Source organism: Fructilactobacillus florum DSM 22689 = JCM 16035 (genome assembly GCF_001436645.1).
In the GTDB taxonomy this organism is placed as follows: Bacteria; Bacillota; Bacilli; order Lactobacillales; family Lactobacillaceae; genus Fructilactobacillus; species Fructilactobacillus florum.
In genome coordinates this window covers 54,496-71,850 of the sequence record NZ_AYZI01000007.1, presented here as the reverse complement: position 1 = coordinate 71,850, position 17,355 = coordinate 54,496, and the positions used below count along the sequence as shown (strand labels likewise).

Sequence of the window (17,355 nt, the reverse complement as noted above, 5' to 3'; positions counted from 1 at the left end):
CCGGAAACTTATAAGGTGTCGAACAAACACAGAAACACGGAGGAAAGAATAGTGCGTACAACATACATGGCTAAGCCCGGTGAAATTGAACACAAATGGTATTTGATTGACGCAGCTGGGATCCCTTTGGGTCGGCTAGCAAGCGTCACCGCAACCGTTTTACGCGGTAAAAATAAGACCACTTACACACCCAACGTTGATTGTGGTGATCATGTGATTATCATCAATGCTGCTCAGGTAGCTTTGACGGGTCACAAAGCTAAAAACAAGATGCACTACCACCACACGCAATACATTGGTGGGATTAAACAAGAATCATTTGGCATGTTACGCGATGAAAAACCAGACAAGTTAATTGAGCAATCTGTTAAAGGAATGCTTCCTCACGGAACTTTAGGTCGTAAAATTGCAAAGAAATTGCATGTTTACGCTGGTGCTGATCATCAACAAGCTGCCCAACAACCTGAAGTTTTAGATATTAACCATCTAATTTAAGGAGGAAACTCAATTGGCTAAAGTACAATATGCCGGCACAGGTCGCCGGAAAGATTCAGTTGCGCGGGTACGTCTAGTTCCCGGTACTGGTAAAGTTGTCATTAATGGTCGTGACGTGGAAGATTACATTCCATTTCCAAGTTTACGTGAAGTAATCTTACAACCATACAACACAACGGAAACACTAGGAAATTACGATACCCTAGCAAACGTTAACGGTGGTGGTTTCTCTGGACAAGCTGGAGCCATTCGGTTAGGGATTGCACGAGCATTGCTCGATGTTGACCCTGATTTCCGTGAAGCATTAAAGAGTGCCGGCTTATTAACCCGGGACTCACGGATGAAAGAACGAAAGAAACCAGGTTTGAAAAAAGCCCGGAAAGCACGTCAATTCTCAAAACGTTAATATTTTATTTTGGCACTCATGCATTTGGCATGGGTGTTTTTATTAATCATTGTTTGCTTCCAAAAAAGCAGTATCTACATTCATAACGAATGTAGCTACTGCTTTTGTATTATAGATTAATAGTAATCATGATCATCGTAATCATCGTAAGGATTATAATCATCAAACCGATTGTAATAATAGCCATGATAGCGATGGTCACCAATCCAATATCCAAACCAAGGAGTTGCCCAAGCAAAGAGTCCTTGGAATAAGATAAACAAGCAAATTAAAACGAGCCAACCACCATAGTAAAGGACAAAGGGTAGTGACCATATGAGGAGTCCAATGGTCACTAGATTATTGAGTAATCTGATGGTTGCTGACGTTCGCCAAGGATTATATTTTGAATGCAAGAACCAAATTCCAAAGATGACGAACGGAAAGATTTTAAAATTCATTCCTAACATGTGATTTTTGATAAATTTTATCGCCATCACGTAATATTCACCGTTGGGACCACCGGAAATAATATTGAAAAATTTACCGAAGTCTATTCTAGAGATCACGGAATAGAGAAATAATACTAAATATCCAATCCAAAGGATCTCTTTCAAGTTTTTCTTCTTTTTTTGGGGGGATGGTTCTTCTAATTTAGTTGTGTTATTAGTCGCTCTATTGGTACTTTCTTGCTGATTAGTAGTATCTGGCGTAGGTTGGTCATTGATCATTTTTACGTTGAAATCAGGGTTTTGTTCGGCAATTTGCTTGATTTCTTGATATTCTTCCGGAGTAACTTCAAAGTTTCCTCCCTTTAAAATCGTTTCTAGTGAAACTTGTTTGGTGGAATATTGCTTTTGGGGTGAATCGTTGCTGGTTTTAATTGAAATGGTTTGCTTTGGTGTTTGTGACATGGTTCAACTTCCTTTAAGTGATCGATATGTAAAAGTTAATTCGTTTTGATGATACTCAAATACTAACATGTTAGTATGTTAAAATAAATTGTTAGAATATTATCTATCGATTTTTAGGAGTATTAAAATGAGCAAGATAATCTGAAAATTTTTGACAAGATAAAATAAGATTATCGATTTTATTTAAGCATTCGTTCTTGATGTGGACGGATGCTTTTTTAAGTGAAGTGGTTTGATTTATAAAACTTTGAAACCATTAATTGACCACTATGCTTGTGGATTGCTCCTAAGTTGATATGAAAGTCTTTACTCGAAACTTGATTTACTTTACACTTAAAGTATTATCTTAAGATATTAATTATAAATTAGTTGTAGGCGATTAAATGGAGATTTTTTTATGCAAAACAAACCAAATTTGAAATTGAGCCTTATTATCGGAATTTTGTTAGCAGTTACGGGAATCATTGGACAACCACTGGTTGTACAGGCCAATCAAGTTGTAGCTCAAAACGCAAGTGAAATTACCGATCAGACTCCCATGACAGCCGTCGTACCTGATCAAACCTTCCAACAAATTTTAGCTGAGCGTCTTGATAAACCAGTTGAAGCGGTAACGGTTGGTGATTTAGCCACGATTAGCTACCTCGAAATCCCAATTTGGGGAGGAAAAATTAAACAATTGCCCCAAAACTTTGAAGGGATTCAGTATTTAAATCATTTAAATCGACTAAATATTGCTGCTGCTTTGGCTTCTGACGGAGCTCCCGATGACATTGATTTGAGTAAGATAGCTGACATTCCTAGTTTACAGAATTTAGAAATTTCAGGTATTTTCGTACCTAGTGAACGCATGCCGGACTTTTCTAAGCTAACTAATTTAGATACGTTGGCGCTTTACCAATTAATTACGGCTGCACCTGGATACGAATATCAAAAAATCGATAATCAAATTTTTGAGAAAATGATGGGTTTACCCAATCTGACATCGCTAACCATCGAGGGTACCAATATTGATTCGATTGCAGCGCTTCCAGCTATCAAGGCTAGTTCTCCACTGACCAAGCTGGATCTGTCGGAAAATAAAATCTCTGATTTTTCTCCACTGGGCACTATGAACCTACAAGGGATGGATATTGATATTAGTCTACAGAAATGGGGAAGTCGCTACTATGAGATTCCCAGATCGTCTTTACATTATGATCAGCAAACCCATCTGCTAACTATTCCGGCTGATCAATTGCGCGGGATTGGGACGCTTTTTAATGGAGAAAAATCTTGGATGGGCAAGCTTGCATATGATTTAGGAAGTCTTGACATTAGCGGAGAACTTAAAGAAACGGATGATGGTTGGCAAACTGATCAACCGCTTACTCAATCACAGTTTTCCCAGCTGTCATCTTTGAGTGTTAGGTTTAACGGAAATCTTGATTTGCCGACCCCACCTGGCGTTAATAGTTTTCAGCAGGGAAATAATATTTTTGCAAATTATATTACAATTGAACCAGATGCCGGGCAGCCAGTAACCGTGTATTATCGGGACGAAAACGGCGATGATTTGGCTCCAGCGGAAACTTTAACTGGATCAGTGGGTCAGAATTATCAAACGACTGCTAAGGAATTTCCTGATTATCAACTAAAAAAGGTTGCGGGAAATACAACCGGTCAGTTTAGTGAGCAACCCCAAACCGTGACGTATGTTTATACGAAGCAGCAGGCTGACCAGGGAACGGTTACCGTGAAGTATCAGGATGCTCACGGGCAAGACTTATTACCACCACTGACACTTACTGGTCAGGTGGGAACTGACTATCAGACAACTGCTTGCGAGATTCCGAATTATAAATTGCGGACGGTGCAGGGTTCGCAGCTGGGTAAATTTACTAGTGACGAGCAAACCATCATTTATCAATATGAGCAACTGGCAAGCGATCCTTTCAAACCAGAACCAACGCCAACGCCAACAGATGAGCCTGGTAATCAGAAACCAGGGCTTTTGCAGGTTCCTGAATCATTATTAGAAACAATCGATAATTCCTTAACGGAGGTTTCAACAAAAAAACATCCCCAGCAGACTCGGGCACCCCGGCGAACTAAACATTGGTGGCGATTACCACAAACCGGGGCAGCCCCAGTAACTATCGTCGTAGGATTAGTTGGAATAGTTATGCTTGTCGGTGTTACTGGACTCTGGTGGCGCAATCGGAAATAAAGATCGTGAGATACTGGATTGCTAGTTGTGTTAGGCTCCAAAACTTGTTAAGATAAACTCATGATTACATTTTAGAATTTGTTAAGGAATATGATGAAAAAGCAAGCAGTTACTATTAATTTAGCTCCAGAAGAGATGCATACGTTGACTTTGCTTGCCAGTGCCAAGGGAATCTCGGTAGCAACTGAGATTGAGTCCATCATTGCGCAGCATTTTGCCCGCCCGCCACTCATTGGGATGCCAGATTTGGTGGGCACCGAGGTGCAAGGGAGCGCGCTTCAACCCGATGGGCTAGTTAAATTAAACGGAGTACTATATTTCTATCAACTGGTCGGCACTAAAAGGATAGCTCAACAGAGCTATGTCGTTGCTGAAGTTTCCGAACAAAAAGTTTATCTTGTCACTAAAGGAGAATATCATGCTGGGAATTAAGATTGTTCAACAAAACAACGTTGGTTTGGTTACATTTTTAGGGAAATATTCGCGCCAGTTCGAAAGCGGGTTGCACTTTTACATTCCGTTTTTTGAAAGGGTACGCACCATTAGTTTACAGTCACAACCTTTAGCCCTACCGGTACAAACGGGGATTACTCGTGATAATGCCAGCATCAGCATTCAGGTCACGCTAAACTACCGGATTACGAATGCAGAACGGTACACCTTTGGAAATAGTAATTCGATCCAATCAATGGCCTATCAGGTAAGTGGAACATTGCGAGATATTATCGGTAGTATGGATTTAGACGAAGTTTTAAATTCAACGGATAAAATTAACAACCAGTTGATGCAAAATATCGGTGATTTAACTAACACCTATGGAGTCATGGTGGAGCGGGTTCAAATCGGCGATCTTACCCCTTCAAAAGGGGTTAGTGAGGCCATGGAGAACCAGATCACGGCTTCTAAGAACAAGCAGGCAACGATTTCGGCCGCCCAAGGAGATGCTGAACAAGTTCGGTTAAGTACCGAAGCTAAAAATGCGGCAAAAATTGCAACGGCTAAGGCCGATAAGCAACAGACGGAGATTCATGCAGACGCGCAAGCATATGCCACGAAGATCCAAGCCGATGCGCAGGGGTACCAGATTGACAAGTTGCAAACAGCCTTGGCGAGTGCTGATCCGAAGTACTTTAACGCACAGTCGATTGAAGCGATCAAGCAAGCCGGTCAGCAAGGTAACCTAATTATTGTCCCCAATCAAGACAACGCTGAGTATGGGCAACTAGCAACTTTTAGTAAGTTGTTGCACGAACAGCCAGCACCCAAAAAGAAATAGTTTTTGCAGATTTTAGCAGGCATGCCTCGGCATGCTTTTTTTATTGGAAAAATTTTCGCCACCACTTGCCAAAATCAGCTATGATGAACTTAATGTAATTTTAGTGTAGAAAGGAAGATGTTAGTGAACATTACGCAGCTTGCCAACCAAATTATCATCTTGTTTGGACTAATGTTTGTTGGTTTCTTAATTGGGCGGCTTAATTTGATGAAGCCACAGACGTCCCGTGACTTGACCTCTATCTTGATTGAAATTGTTTCTCCATGTCTGATCATAGTTGCCTTTCAAGCACCATATTCAGCGAGTCGGCTACGGCAATTTTTCCTGGCCTTTGTAGCAGTTATCATCCTGTATGGAGCAGAAATGATCATATCGCACGCGCTGTTTTGCAAGGTGGGAAATGCGAATTTGCGACTGATTGCCCAGTATGGGAGCATCTTTTCCAATGCCGGTTTTATGGGAATTCCGTTAATTCAAGCGCTATTTGGTCCCGTTGGTGTGTTTTATGCGGTGGTGGCGTTGGCAGCCTTTAATCTCTTTAACTGGACCTACGGGGTCGCCATGTTTCAGCCAGCGGACCATCTGCACCCCGGGATTGACTGGCGTCAAGTTTGTCTAAATCCCAACAATCTAGCAATTTTGCTAGGACTGGTTTTCTTCTTTCTGCAAATTAAAATAACCGGCTCATTGGGGAGTGTCCTAGGCTACGTTAGCTCCCTTAATACGCCGCTTGCCATGCTAGTGATTGGGAATAGTCTGGCACATGTCAAGTTGCATCGGACGCTATTTAATTGGTCCCTCGGACTAAGTTTGCTGTTGCGCAATTTGCTTTATCCTTTGTTAGCGCTCGGATTATTTCGATTGGTGGGGTTATCGGGAACAGCACTAAATACTAGTGTAGTTATGGCAGCCTGCCCCGTCGCCGGATTAGTCGTACTGTTTTCACTACAAGCCCGCCACGACCCAGCTCCCGCAATTGCACTAATGAGCTGTTCGACCATCTTGTGCCTGGTGACGATTCCGTTGGTGTTTTTCATAAATAATTTTATTATTTAGTTGTTTATGGTAATCGGTCTAGCAGGATGATTTGACCACCTATAAAAAATAAGCCCTTGTCGTTATTCGTAGACAAGGACTTATTGAAATTATTTATTCGGCGGCATCATGCTCGTCAGTTGCTGGTTGCTTTGGATGTGGCGCAGCCTTGATCATGGTGAGATCTTTCCAATTCACGATCGTTTTATTATGGTAGCTATCAATGATATCAGCATCATCAGTCTCAAAAGTTACGAGAAAGGCATTTTTATATGCTTTTTCAATCAGACCAGTAAAGGTTTCCTTTTGGAGCTCAAAGCTGACTTCGTCGCCAATTCCAAAGGGCGATTTTTCAGTTTCGGTTAGTTCATCATTCTTTTTTGGCAAAATTATACGCCTCCCTTTCATTTCCGTTGGTTGGAATCTAACTAATGTTAATTCTACACTATTTTGTAGTACAATTTAACCATATCGAATGCAACCGAGGTTTGTTGTGGCAAATAAAAAAAGAAGGCGTCCCCGCCAACGGCGTAGACGACCGAGCTCTAAAAAGAATATTGTACAAACCGGGCAGTTAACCAGTTATGGACTGCTTTTTTTGCTCATCTTGTTGATTGGGGCGGCACTCGCTGTTTTTAATTATGCGCGTGAACCAGACGTGCCAACGTATCGTAATGAAAATACGAGTCGCCAGCACCGGGAGTTTATTAATAAGCTCCTGCCTGAAACAATGCGAGTTAAACAAACTTATAACATTTTACCAAGCATTACGTTGGCTCAAGCGATTTTAGAATCAGATTGGGGCCAAAGTGAACTGGCAGCTAAATACTATAATTTATTTGGGGTTAAGGCGGAGCCAGATCAACCCAACGTTGAGTTGCAAACGACGGAGTTTACGAATGGAACCCCGAGTCTCGTGAAGGGGCGGTTTCGTGTCTATCAAAACTGGGATGAATCGATTGCAGCGCACGCTAAATTGTTAGCCTACGGCACGGATTGGAATCGGGAACAGTATAAAAATGTGGTCCAGACGGATGACTATCAAGCAGCAGCCCTGGCGTTGAGCCAGTCTGGTTATGCGACGGATCCTAGTTATTCGCAAAAGATCATTAACATTATTCAGAAATATCATTTGGATCAATATGATCAAATGGCGATGAAGGAGAAAACACGATGACGGCGGTTTTGAAACCAGGAGATACGATTGGAATTTTGGGTGACGAGTTTAGCAGTACCCAGCTCATTAACTGTTCTCGTGATGCCGGGTTACGCATCGTTACCTACAGTACAAAGAGTAATAGTCAGATTCGGCGTCAAGCTGATGTGGCTTTGGTCGGTGGTTGGGATGACCGCGACCAGTTACGCCGCTTTGGTGAGGCGTGTCAGGTGGTGACCTACGTCTCTGATGAACTTAGTGCTGCGATGGTTGATTATTTGCGCCAGTTTACGATTGTTCCGCAGGGGAATGATTTGTTAAGTATTGTGCAGGACCGAGGCCTACAACATGCCTTTTTTGACCAGTTGAATGTTAATAGTGTTCCCTATGAGACGGTTGTTGATGAACATGACATGCAAGTAGCGACGGCATCTTTGGGATTTCCGGCCGTTTTGAAGCCCATCGTCCGCATGACCCGCACGGATCCGTTCTTTATCTTGCATCAAAGTTCGGATATCCAGTTGGCTTCGCAGTACTTTCAAGCTGGCAGTTTTGTAATGGAATCTGTCGTTCCGTTTCAACAGTCTCTCGCAGTAATCGCAACGAAAGATCAGCAAGGGGAGATTCAACAATTTCCGCCCGTTGTGATTAAGACCTTTGCCCAGGGACAGCGTACTATTTATACTGTTATGGACGACGTTGAAGCCGAGTTAGTCGCAGAAATGCAGCGCATCACAAAGGAAATCGGGCAACACGTTGACTATGTTGGCACCTATGAGATTAATTTTGGCTACACCGCCACCGGGACGCTGTATGTTTGTGGGGTTGAGACAACCGTATCCAACACCGGATATTTGTTTGATTTAGCAATGAATATTAATGAATACCGCCAACATCTTCGCGCCATTTCAGGGTTGCCAATTTCACCCGTAAAAAAATATCGTGATGTGATTATGCAGACGTTCACGCGCCGTCAGGTTCCCCTGGTCTTGGAGTTGCGGGAGCAGCATCCAGACTGGCAGTTTATTTTCTCTTACCGCCAGGCAGCCTTGTCCAACAGCTATTCAGGCTGTTTACTGATTCAGACAGCTGATTTACAACAAGCCATGGCCGAATTAGAAGCCAGCGGGCTCGGTCCGCAAACCGCAGGAAAAAATTAAGCGACGACGATGTGGTCGTCTTTTTTTTGCTATAATTAAACTGACTAATGCGAAGCGAGAGGACGAATAAATCATGGCGGACGCCGACCTTTTAAAAAATATGAATGACAAACAACAAGAAGCGGTGCAACAGGTGACTGGTCCGTTGCTGATCATGGCCGGAGCAGGAAGTGGGAAAACCCGAGTGTTGACCCACCGAATTGCCTATTTGATCGAGGAAAAGCATGTTTTGCCATGGCAGATTTTAGCGATTACTTTTACCAATAAAGCCGCTCGGGAGATGAAGGAGCGGGTTAATCAACTCTTAGAAGTTGGGGGTAATGATGTCTGGGTTTCCACTTTTCATGCCCTTGGGGTCCGCATTTTACGGCGTAACATTGAAAAATTAGGGTATCATCAGGCTTTTTCGATTGCCGGAACTAGCGAGCAGAAAACCCTAATTAAACGAATTTTGCATGACTTAGATTACGATCCCAAGAAAAATGATCCGCGCGCAATTTTGGGAGCCATTTCAAATGCTAAAAACGAATTACAGACGCCAACTGACTACCAAAAAGCGCATGACTCAGATGATCCGTTTGCCCAAGTTACGGGCGAAGTTTATCGCGAATACCAAAAACAACTACAGGCTAATGATGCCGTTGACTTTGACGATCTAATCATGTTGCCAATCCAGCTGTTTGAGCAGTTTCCCGACGTGCTTCATTACTATCAAGACAAGTTTCACTACATTCACGTTGATGAGTATCAGGATACCAACGAAGCCCAGTACCGTCTAGTGCGCATGTTAGCTGCCAAGCATCACAACATTTGCGTGGTCGGGGATGCTGACCAAAGTATTTATGGTTGGCGGGGCGCCAACATGAATAACATCCTGGACTTTGAAACTGATTATCCAGATGCGCACGTGACCCTGTTGGAGCAAAACTACCGGTCAACTAAAAAAATCCTGCAGGCAGCCAACGATGTTATCCAAAACAACGAAGAGCGCAAACCAAAAAAATTATGGACCGAGAATCAAGCCGGCGAACCCATTACGTATTATCGGGCGCAAAGTGAGCGGGATGAAATCCAGTTTGTGGTCACACGGATTAAGGCCGAGATGGCCAAGCACCATTATTCTTACAATGACTTTGCGGTTCTCTACCGAACTAATGCGCAGTCGCGAATCGTTGAAGAAACGTTTTTGAAGGCCAGCATTCCCTACACCATGGTGGGCGGGCATCGGTTTTATGAACGCAAAGAAATCATGGATGTGTTGTCCTACCTGACCTTGATCGCCAATGGAAATGATTCCATGAGCTTTGAGCGGGTCATTAATGTTCCTAAACGGGGGATTGGCAGTACCAGTGTAGAAAAACTCCGCCAGTTTGCCACGGATCAAGCTAGCTCATTGTTGGCGGCGGCACGGAATGCAACCAACGCCAATGCGCTATCTAGTCGGGCTCGCAATGCGATTTCTGGCTTTGCTGACACCATTACCCAGCTCCAGAAAGTAGCTGAAACTGGGGACGTGACGACAATTACTGAGGCAGTGTTAGACCAGACCGGTTACCTGAAAAGCCTGAAAGCAACCGATTCACTGGAAAATGAAGCTCGGGTAGCCAACTTGGAAGAATTTCTGTCAGTCACTCAGGACTTTGACGCGCGGTACCATCCAGCTGAAAGCGAAACCGGGAACCAATTGGTTGATTTTTTAGCCGACCTTGCACTGGTTTCTGCCCAAGATGATGTGGACGAGGAAGCGCAACAGGTGACGTTAATGACGCTTCACGCCGCTAAGGGACTTGAATTTCCCGTCGTGTTTATGATTGGGATGGAAGAAAACCTCTTCCCACTTTCGCGAGCGGCAGACGATCCAACTGAACTAGAAGAAGAACGGCGCTTAGCCTACGTGGGGATTACCCGAGCCCAGCAAAAGTTGTATTTGACCAATGCTTACGGGCGAACGTTATATGGACGAATGCAAAATAATCCAGCCTCGCGCTTTTTGGATGAAGTCAGTCCTGATCTGTTGCAAACGGATCCCGGTCAAGGAACACCTCGAGCGTCTGGACTCCGAACACCGTTTGACAGTCCCCAGAACCGGCGAACGGCTCAGGCGCTGAGTTCAACCTACCGTGGTCCGCAAACGCCACCAGCTCAGCATCAACACAGTGGTGCATCAGACACTAACTGGCAGGTTGGCGATCAGGTGACGCACAAGGCGTGGGGCACCGGGAGAGTTGTCAAAGTCAGTGGCAGTGGCGAGGATCAGGAATTAGATATTGCATTTGAAGCTAAAGGAGTGAAACGGTTGCTTGCAGCCTTTGCTCCGATTACAAAAAACAACTAAGGAGGATCGTATGGAGCAGCCAGCAGTATCATCCCTAACTTTAACGACGGCGCGGGCAGAAATTGGACCGCTGCGCCAAAAGTTACGTGAATGGGGTCAGCAGTACTATGAAGCTGATCAGCCAACCGTTCCAGACGACGTTTACGATCAACAATATCGGCGATTGGTTGAAATTGAGGAACGGTTCCCAGAACTGGTGAGCCCCGATTCACCGACACAGCAAGTTGGTGGGGCCGCGGCCAGTGAGTTTACCAAGGTACAACATCGGATTCCACTGTTGTCGTTGGGGGATGTTTTTTCAGTCGATGAGCTTCATGGATTTATTGAACGGTTGCAACAAGCATATCCAGCTGATCAGGAATTTAATTGTGAACTAAAAATTGATGGTTTATCAATTTCGTTGCGTTACGAAGCGGGACGGTTAGTACAGGGATCGACGCGGGGCAACGGCTTGATTGGCGAGGATATTACTGCCAATATCATGACGATTCCTTCCATTCCACACCAATTGACGCGTCCCATCGACATTGAGGTTCGTGGAGAGTGCTACATGGGCAAAGCGGCCTTTTTAAAACTCAACGAGCGCCGGGAAACGGAGGGACAACCGACCTTTGCCAACCCCAGAAATGCAGCCGCCGGGAGTTTGCGGCAACTCGATCCGCAAGTAACCGCATCTCGGCACCTCAGCACCTTTATGTACAATGTTGCTGACTATCACGATGTCAAGGCCACGACTCAAAGTGAGCTGTTAGCCGAATTACAAGAACTGGGTTTCGCCATTAATCCTGATTATCAGGTTGCCAGTCAGCTAGCGACCATTGATGCCTATATTGCTAAAAACCAACAGCGGCGTGATGAGCTTGCCTATGGAATTGATGGAATTGTCATTAAAACCAATTCGTTGGCGCTTCAAACCGAGATTGGTCACACAGTGAAAGTACCCAAGTGGGCGATTGCCTTTAAATTTCCGCCAGAAGAGGCCCACGTTAAATTGGAGGCAATCGAGTGGACAATCGGACGCACCGGAGTAGTAACGCCCACAGCCACTTTTGCACCGGTGCAACTTGCCGGAACTCAGGTTGCCCGCGCCTCACTACACAATGCCGACTATCTGAGAAGTAAGGATTTGCGGTTAGGGGATACGGTCGTAATTTATAAAGCCGGTGATATCATCCCATCGGTGGATCGCTATCTACCAGATCAACGCCCCCAGACGGCGCGTCCAGCTGAAATTCCCACGACCTGTCCTTCTTGTGGAGCTAAATTAGTTCATTTAGATGATGAGGTGGCTTTGCGGTGCATTAATCCGAAATGTCCGGCCCAATTATCCGAACAGGTTACTCATTTTGCTTCGCGAAATGCAATGGACATTGCCGGCCTGGGTCCGAAAATTGTCGCCCAGCTTTTCGCCCATCATCTGATTGACGATGTGGCCAGTCTCTACCAGCTGCAATTTGACCAACTGGTTCAGCTTGATAAAATGGGAGAGAAGTCGGCACAAAATTTACTTCAAGCACTTGCTAATAGTCGAACTAACTCATTAGAGCGGGTTCTTTTCGGTTTAGGAATTCGGCACGTCGGCAGCAAGGCGGCGCAATTGTTAGCGGCTAGGTTTGAAACCATGACGCAACTGCAGCAGGCCACCAAGGATGAGCTTGAAGCAGTTCCGACAATTGGCGGGATTATTGCCGATAGTTTGGTAACCTACTTTGCTGACCCTAATAGTCAAACGTTGTTAGCCGAGCTAACGGCGGCTGGACTGACGATGACGTATCGCGGTCCAAAAACGAATCACAATACATTTTTTGACGGAAAAAGAGTAGTATTAACTGGAAAGCTGACCCAGCTCACGCGACCGCAAGCCACGGCTTGGATCACGGCTCATGGCGGTTCGGTCACGAGCAGTGTCTCTGCCAAAACCGATCTGGTAATCGCTGGTGAGGCTGCAGGTAGCAAACGTCAGCAAGCAGAACAACTTCAAATCCCCATTTGGGATGAGGTACGCTTTCAGCAGAAGATGCAAGCGACGGATGATTAGGAAGGTGAAGGTTTGAAACGACGAATTAGTATCTTGGCGATTGCCGCAGCGAGCACCGTTTTGTTGGTGGGATGTGGCAACCGCAACAAAATCAGTACCAACAGTGGCTCACAAAAGACTCAGTTAACTGGCAGTAATTCGAACAACGACTATCAAAGTTTGATTAAGGATGGTCATTACCAGGTTAGCAAAGCTGCTGGCATTAATGGTCAGCAGACAAGTAACCAGTTTAACCTGCAGGGTTTTCAGCGGGGATTGCTGGAGATTTCCAAACAAAATTTTTCTCCAGATAAGTATATTTTCCAAGAAGGGCAGCAATTGTCTGCGACCACGGTCCAAAACTGGGTGGGACGCAAAACTGATGATAATCCCGATGGGCTAAATCCTAACCAGCCCAAAGACAAGGTTGTGCCCGAGTACCTCCAACAGATTGAAGAACAGGATTTTCTGCAAACGGTGGATGGTAAAACCGAGCTTAAGGGGATGACCATTGGAGTTGGTTTGAATTCCGTTTACTATTACACAAAGGAAAAATACGGAGCGCAGTATTCTAAAAACCTAACCGATGCTGAAATCGAGTCTAATGGGAAAGAAATTGCTAATCAGATTTTGGCGCGCCTCCGCAAGCAAGCAGATTTAAAAAACATTCCAATTGTGGTGGCTCTGTACAAAGCGGCCCCAGATGATAGTTTGGTGGGAGGAAACTTTATTGCTTCCTCAAATAACGCACCCCAGTCTACCAAGGTCGATAATTGGAAGACGATCGATCAGAAAAACTATGTCTTTCCGATTGCGAACGGGCAAAAAGCACCAAATGACAATGATGCAGCTGCCTTTGATCAGTTTAAACAACAGGCTCAGAGTTATTTCCCTAATCTAAGTGGGGTCACGGCTCAGGCGCAGTATACCAACGGAACGTTGACTGGGATGCACGTGAACGTGACGACCCAATTCTACAGTTACACGGCAATCAACAGTTTTACCCAGTATCTGCAGACTTCGGCTCAAAAATATCTACCCCAAAATAGTCCGATTGAGATCACGGTTGGCTCAACGAACGGAATTCAAAGTTACCTGTATCGGGGGCAAGATCAAAAGAAGTTTAGTTCACACGTCTTCACTAACTACTAGCAAACATCCCGCAAGGAGGAATTGAGATGACCATGAAAGTTGACGAAGCCCGGACACAGCATATCGCTAGTCTGGCCAAACTAAAATTAACCGAAGAGGAAGTTCCTCGGTTTACCGAACAGTTAAATGACATGCTGGGCATGCTTGATGATTTAGAAAAAGTGCCGACTGACGGCGTCGAACCAACCTACATCGTGACCGACCGGTTAAACGCAATGCGAGCTGATGTAGCTGACAATTGGGATCAATCCGCTAAATTATTAAAAAATGCTCCGGAAGCAGCGGATGGTCTGATTCGCGTACCAACAATTATTGATGAAAGCGAGGATTAGTCATGAACTACTTTGAGCACGATTTAGAGAGTCTGCATCAAGAATTAGTCAGTGGACGCTTGACGGCGGAAGCATTGACCCGGCAGACGCTGGATAAAATCAAGCAGGATGATCAGCAGGTTCAGGCGTATTTGGCGCTAAATGAAGAGGCACTGGCGACTGCTAAAGAGCTCGATCAGACCGGAATCGATCCAGATTCAATTTGGTCTGGGATTCCGATTGCCATTAAAGATAACTTAGTAACCACCGAACTACCAACGACGGCCGCTTCTAAAATGCTTACTAACTTTACCTCGGTCTATGAAGCAACGGTGGTCGAGAAGTTGAAACAAGCGGGCGCGATTATCATCGGGAAAACCAATTTAGATGAATTCGCAATGGGGAGTTCGACTGAAAAATCAGCATTTCAAACCACGCATAATCCGTGGAAGTTGACGACGGCTCCTGGTGGTTCTTCAGGGGGCTCTGCTGCCACGGTTGCGGCTGGGGATGTATTAGCGAGCCTTGGTTCTGACACGGGTGGTTCGATTCGGCAACCAGCAGCCTTTACGGGAGTAGTCGGTCTGAAACCAACGTATGGTCGGGTTTCTCGCTGGGGATTGATTGCCTTTGGTTCTAGTTTTGACCAGGTTGGTCCGTTGACTAGAAGTGTTAAAGATAATGCTTACCTCTTAAATGTAATTGCGGGAGCTGACGAACACGATGCAACCTCCTCACAAACTGAGGTACCAGACTATACGGCTCAGCTGGAGCAAGGGGTTTCAGGGATGCGGATTGCCGTTTCTAAAGAATACCTACGATCCGGTGTGCAGCCCGAGGTTAAGCAAGCGGTCCAAAACGCCATCGCAACGTATCAGAAACTTGGAGCAACGGTTGATGAAGTTGATTTGCCAAATGCAAAATACGGTATCATGGCTTACTATGTGTTAGCATCTGCCGAAGCTTCCTCTAACTTAGAGCGATTTGACGGGATTCGGTATGGATTTCGGGCTGAAAATGCTCAAGATTTGGACGATGTTTATGTTAAGACTCGTTCCGAAGGTTTTGGCGATGAGGTCAAGCGCCGGATTATGTTGGGAACTTTTTCGCTTTCATCAGGTTCGTTTGACAAATACTATAAAAAAGCAGCCCAGATTCGTACCATGATTACCGATGACTTTCAGCGGGTCTTTGAAAAATATGATGTACTGATGGGAGCTACGGCTCCAACCACAGCTTTCCCATTAAATCATGAATCTCAAGATCCCACTCAGATGTACTTGAATGATAGTTTTACGATTCCGGTTAATTTGGCGGGCTTACCAGCGATGTCAATTCCCGCTGGTTTTAGCGAAGGCTTACCAATCGGGATGCAGCTGGTTGGAAAACCATTTGACGAAGCTACGCTCTACCAAGCAGCTTATGCCTTTGAACAAAACACTGATTTTCAACAAGCAACGCCACAGTTGGGAGGGCAAGAGTAATGAATTTTGAAACGACGATTGGTCTAGAAGTCCACGTGGAATTAAAAACCAAATCCAAAATTTTCAGCCCCTCACCGGTGCAATACGGTGCTGAACCAAATGAAAATACAAATGTCATTGATTGGGGGTATCCGGGAACACTGCCAACCATTAATCGTCAGGTAATTGCGAACGGGATTACCGCCGCACTGGCCTTACATGCGGAAATTGAAAAACATCCGCACTTTGATCGTAAAAACTACTTTTACCCCGATAACCCCAAGGGCTATCAGGTTACTGAAAACGATCGACCAGCCGCCACGAACGGTTGGATTGAAGTACAAACTGATCAGGGTCCGAAAAAAATCGGGATTGCAGAATTGCATGTCGAAGAGGATGCCGGGAAAAACACCCACGGGAAACGGTATTCTTACGTGGACCTGAACCGGCAAGGAACCCCGTTAATCGAAATTGTGTCAAAAGCAGAGATGAATTCTCCGCAAGAAGCCTATGATTATCTAGAGGGATTGCGGGAACGGATCCAGTTTACCGGGATTTCAGACGTGCGGATGGAAGAGGGTTCAATGCGAGTTGATTGTAATATCTCAATTCATCCGATTGGGAGTAGCACACTTGGTCAGAAAATCGAGTTAAAAAACCTAAACTCATTTAACTATGTCCGCAAAGCTCTGGCTTACGAGGAAGAGCGGCAAGCTCAGGTAATTCGTTCCGGGGGCACGATTGGCGCAGAAACGCGTCGGTTTGATGAGCTTACGGGCAAAACGTACTTGATGCGGGTTAAAGAGGGGAAGGATGATTACCGTTACTTCCCAGAACCTGATCTACCTAGCTTATCAATTAGCGACGAGTGGATTTCTGAATTACAAGAACAATTGCCAGAGATGCCAGAAAGCCGACGAGCACGTTACGTCAAAGACTTTGGTCTAACTGATTATGATGCAATGGTTCTGACGCAGACCAAGGAAATGTCTGACTTCTTTGATCGAATGATGGAACTGCAGGCCGATCCTAAGATGGCTTCTAACTACCTGCAAGGGGATGTCAATGCATATCTGAATGACCAACAGACGGTGTTGGAACGTACCAAGATTACACCGGAGGCGCTGGCCAGCATGATTAAGATGATTAGCGATCAAACAATTTCAACAAAGATGGCGAAAAAAGTCTTTAAAGCGATTACTAACGGTGAGGATCCCGCTGTTTATGTCAAAGAACATGGGCTGGTTCAGCTGTCTGATCCCGACCAATTACAGCCGATCATTGACCAAGTGTTAGCTGATAATCCGCAATCAATCGTTGACTTTCATAATGGAAAAGACCGAGCCGTCGGCTTTTTGGTGGGTCAAATTATGAAGCAAACCCATGGCAAGGCTAATCCGCAGATTGTGAATAAACTGTTGATGCAGGCGCTAAACAAGTAGGAGGC

General features: G+C 44.9%; 16 protein-coding genes. 14 read left to right on the top strand and 2 right to left on the bottom strand.

Annotation, left to right across the window (positions count from 1 at the left end):
- The first annotated feature begins 51 nt into the window (after nt 1-51).
- Nucleotides 52-495: a 50S ribosomal protein L13 gene (rplM, locus tag FC87_RS04825; protein WP_009166679.1), complete on the top strand. Its 444-nt coding sequence runs from the start codon at nt 52-54 to the stop codon at nt 493-495.
- Between the two features lie 13 nt (nt 496-508).
- Nucleotides 509-901 carry a 30S ribosomal protein S9 gene (rpsI, locus tag FC87_RS04820; RefSeq protein WP_009166678.1) on the top strand — a complete coding sequence of 131 codons (393 nt, stop codon included), beginning with the start codon at nt 509-511 and terminating at the stop codon, nt 899-901.
- Nucleotides 902-1,017: 116 nt separating this feature from the next.
- Here rpsI and FC87_RS04815 read toward each other — a convergent pair whose 3' ends face one another.
- Nucleotides 1,018-1,794, bottom strand: coding sequence for a hypothetical protein (locus tag FC87_RS04815; RefSeq protein WP_009166677.1), 777 nt, complete (start codon nt 1,792-1,794; stop codon nt 1,018-1,020).
- Between the two features lie 397 nt (nt 1,795-2,191).
- Between FC87_RS04815 and FC87_RS04810 the strand changes: the two genes are divergently transcribed.
- From FC87_RS04810 to FC87_RS04795, 4 genes are all read left to right on the top strand, one after another.
- A complete protein-coding gene (locus FC87_RS04810; protein WP_009166676.1) occupies nt 2,192-4,003 on the top strand; it encodes a MucBP domain-containing protein in 1,812 nt (603 codons plus the stop codon).
- 90 nt (nt 4,004-4,093) lie between these two features.
- Nucleotides 4,094-4,435, top strand: a complete 342-nt coding sequence (locus FC87_RS04805; protein WP_225349207.1) for a hypothetical protein — start codon at nt 4,094-4,096, stop codon at nt 4,433-4,435.
- A complete protein-coding gene (locus tag FC87_RS04800; RefSeq protein ID WP_009166674.1) occupies nt 4,422-5,279 on the top strand; it encodes an SPFH domain-containing protein in 858 nt (285 codons plus the stop codon). The genes FC87_RS04805 and FC87_RS04800 overlap by 14 nt, the downstream gene beginning before the upstream one ends.
- Before the next feature lie 123 nt (nt 5,280-5,402).
- Nucleotides 5,403-6,335, top strand: a complete 933-nt coding sequence (locus FC87_RS04795) for an AEC family transporter (RefSeq protein WP_056961768.1) — start codon at nt 5,403-5,405, stop codon at nt 6,333-6,335.
- Nucleotides 6,336-6,428: 93 nt separating this feature from the next.
- Here the strand turns inward: FC87_RS04795 and FC87_RS04790 are convergent, their stop codons facing one another.
- Nucleotides 6,429-6,701 (bottom strand): hypothetical protein, encoded by a 273-nt coding sequence (locus tag FC87_RS04790; RefSeq protein ID WP_009166672.1) that lies wholly within the window; start codon nt 6,699-6,701, stop codon nt 6,429-6,431.
- A gap of 106 nt (nt 6,702-6,807) precedes the next feature.
- Here FC87_RS04790 and FC87_RS04785 point away from each other — a divergent pair, with 106 nt between their 5' ends.
- The 8 genes from FC87_RS04785 to gatB all read left to right on the top strand — a co-directional run bounded on the left by FC87_RS04785 (nt 6,808) and on the right by gatB (nt 17,350).
- Entirely contained in the window at nt 6,808-7,491 is a 684-nt protein-coding gene (locus tag FC87_RS04785) for a glycoside hydrolase family 73 protein (RefSeq protein ID WP_009166671.1), read from the top strand.
- A complete protein-coding gene (locus FC87_RS04780) occupies nt 7,488-8,630 on the top strand; it encodes an ATP-grasp domain-containing protein (protein WP_056961766.1) in 1,143 nt (380 codons plus the stop codon). The genes FC87_RS04785 and FC87_RS04780 overlap by 4 nt, the downstream gene beginning before the upstream one ends.
- 73 nt (nt 8,631-8,703) lie before the next feature.
- The gene (gene pcrA / locus FC87_RS04775; protein WP_056961765.1) at nt 8,704-10,965 is read left to right on the top strand and encodes a DNA helicase PcrA; all 2,262 of its coding nucleotides are present in this window, start codon (nt 8,704-8,706) and stop codon (nt 10,963-10,965) included.
- 10 nt (nt 10,966-10,975) lie between these two features.
- Nucleotides 10,976-13,003 (top strand): NAD-dependent DNA ligase LigA, encoded by a 2,028-nt coding sequence (gene ligA, locus FC87_RS04770; protein WP_009166668.1) that lies wholly within the window; start codon nt 10,976-10,978, stop codon nt 13,001-13,003.
- Between the two features lie 12 nt (nt 13,004-13,015).
- Nucleotides 13,016-14,134, top strand: a complete 1,119-nt coding sequence (locus tag FC87_RS04765; RefSeq protein WP_009166667.1) for a CamS family sex pheromone protein — start codon at nt 13,016-13,018, stop codon at nt 14,132-14,134.
- A gap of 26 nt (nt 14,135-14,160) precedes the next feature.
- Nucleotides 14,161-14,466 carry an Asp-tRNA(Asn)/Glu-tRNA(Gln) amidotransferase subunit GatC gene (gene gatC / locus FC87_RS04760; RefSeq protein ID WP_009166666.1) on the top strand — a complete coding sequence of 102 codons (306 nt, stop codon included), beginning with the start codon at nt 14,161-14,163 and terminating at the stop codon, nt 14,464-14,466.
- A gap of 2 nt (nt 14,467-14,468) precedes the next feature.
- Complete coding sequence (gatA, locus tag FC87_RS04755; protein ID WP_009166665.1) at nt 14,469-15,929, top strand: Asp-tRNA(Asn)/Glu-tRNA(Gln) amidotransferase subunit GatA; 1,461 nt, start codon at nt 14,469-14,471, stop codon at nt 15,927-15,929.
- Nucleotides 15,929-17,350 carry an Asp-tRNA(Asn)/Glu-tRNA(Gln) amidotransferase subunit GatB gene (gatB, locus tag FC87_RS04750; protein WP_035421291.1) on the top strand — a complete coding sequence of 474 codons (1,422 nt, stop codon included), beginning with the start codon at nt 15,929-15,931 and terminating at the stop codon, nt 17,348-17,350. The genes gatA and gatB overlap by 1 nt, the downstream gene beginning before the upstream one ends.
- Nucleotides 17,351-17,355 lie beyond the last annotated feature (5 nt).

Coding starts and splice junctions, on each gene's coding strand:
- gatA (WP_009166665.1), top strand. CDS start 14,469: ATGAACTACTTTGAGCACGATTTAGAGAGTCTGCATCAAGAATTAGTC.
- ligA (WP_009166668.1), top strand. CDS start 10,976: ATGGAGCAGCCAGCAGTATCATCCCTAACTTTAACGACGGCGCGGGCA.
- pcrA (WP_056961765.1), top strand. CDS start 8,704: ATGGCGGACGCCGACCTTTTAAAAAATATGAATGACAAACAACAAGAA.
- FC87_RS04810 (WP_009166676.1), top strand. CDS start 2,192: ATGCAAAACAAACCAAATTTGAAATTGAGCCTTATTATCGGAATTTTG.
- FC87_RS04800 (WP_009166674.1), top strand. CDS start 4,422: ATGCTGGGAATTAAGATTGTTCAACAAAACAACGTTGGTTTGGTTACA.
- gatB (WP_035421291.1), top strand. CDS start 15,929: ATGAATTTTGAAACGACGATTGGTCTAGAAGTCCACGTGGAATTAAAA.
- gatC (WP_009166666.1), top strand. CDS start 14,161: ATGACCATGAAAGTTGACGAAGCCCGGACACAGCATATCGCTAGTCTG.
- FC87_RS04780 (WP_056961766.1), top strand. CDS start 7,488: ATGACGGCGGTTTTGAAACCAGGAGATACGATTGGAATTTTGGGTGAC.
- FC87_RS04805 (WP_225349207.1), top strand. CDS start 4,094: ATGATGAAAAAGCAAGCAGTTACTATTAATTTAGCTCCAGAAGAGATG.
- FC87_RS04815 (WP_009166677.1), bottom strand. CDS start 1,794: ATGTCACAAACACCAAAGCAAACCATTTCAATTAAAACCAGCAACGAT.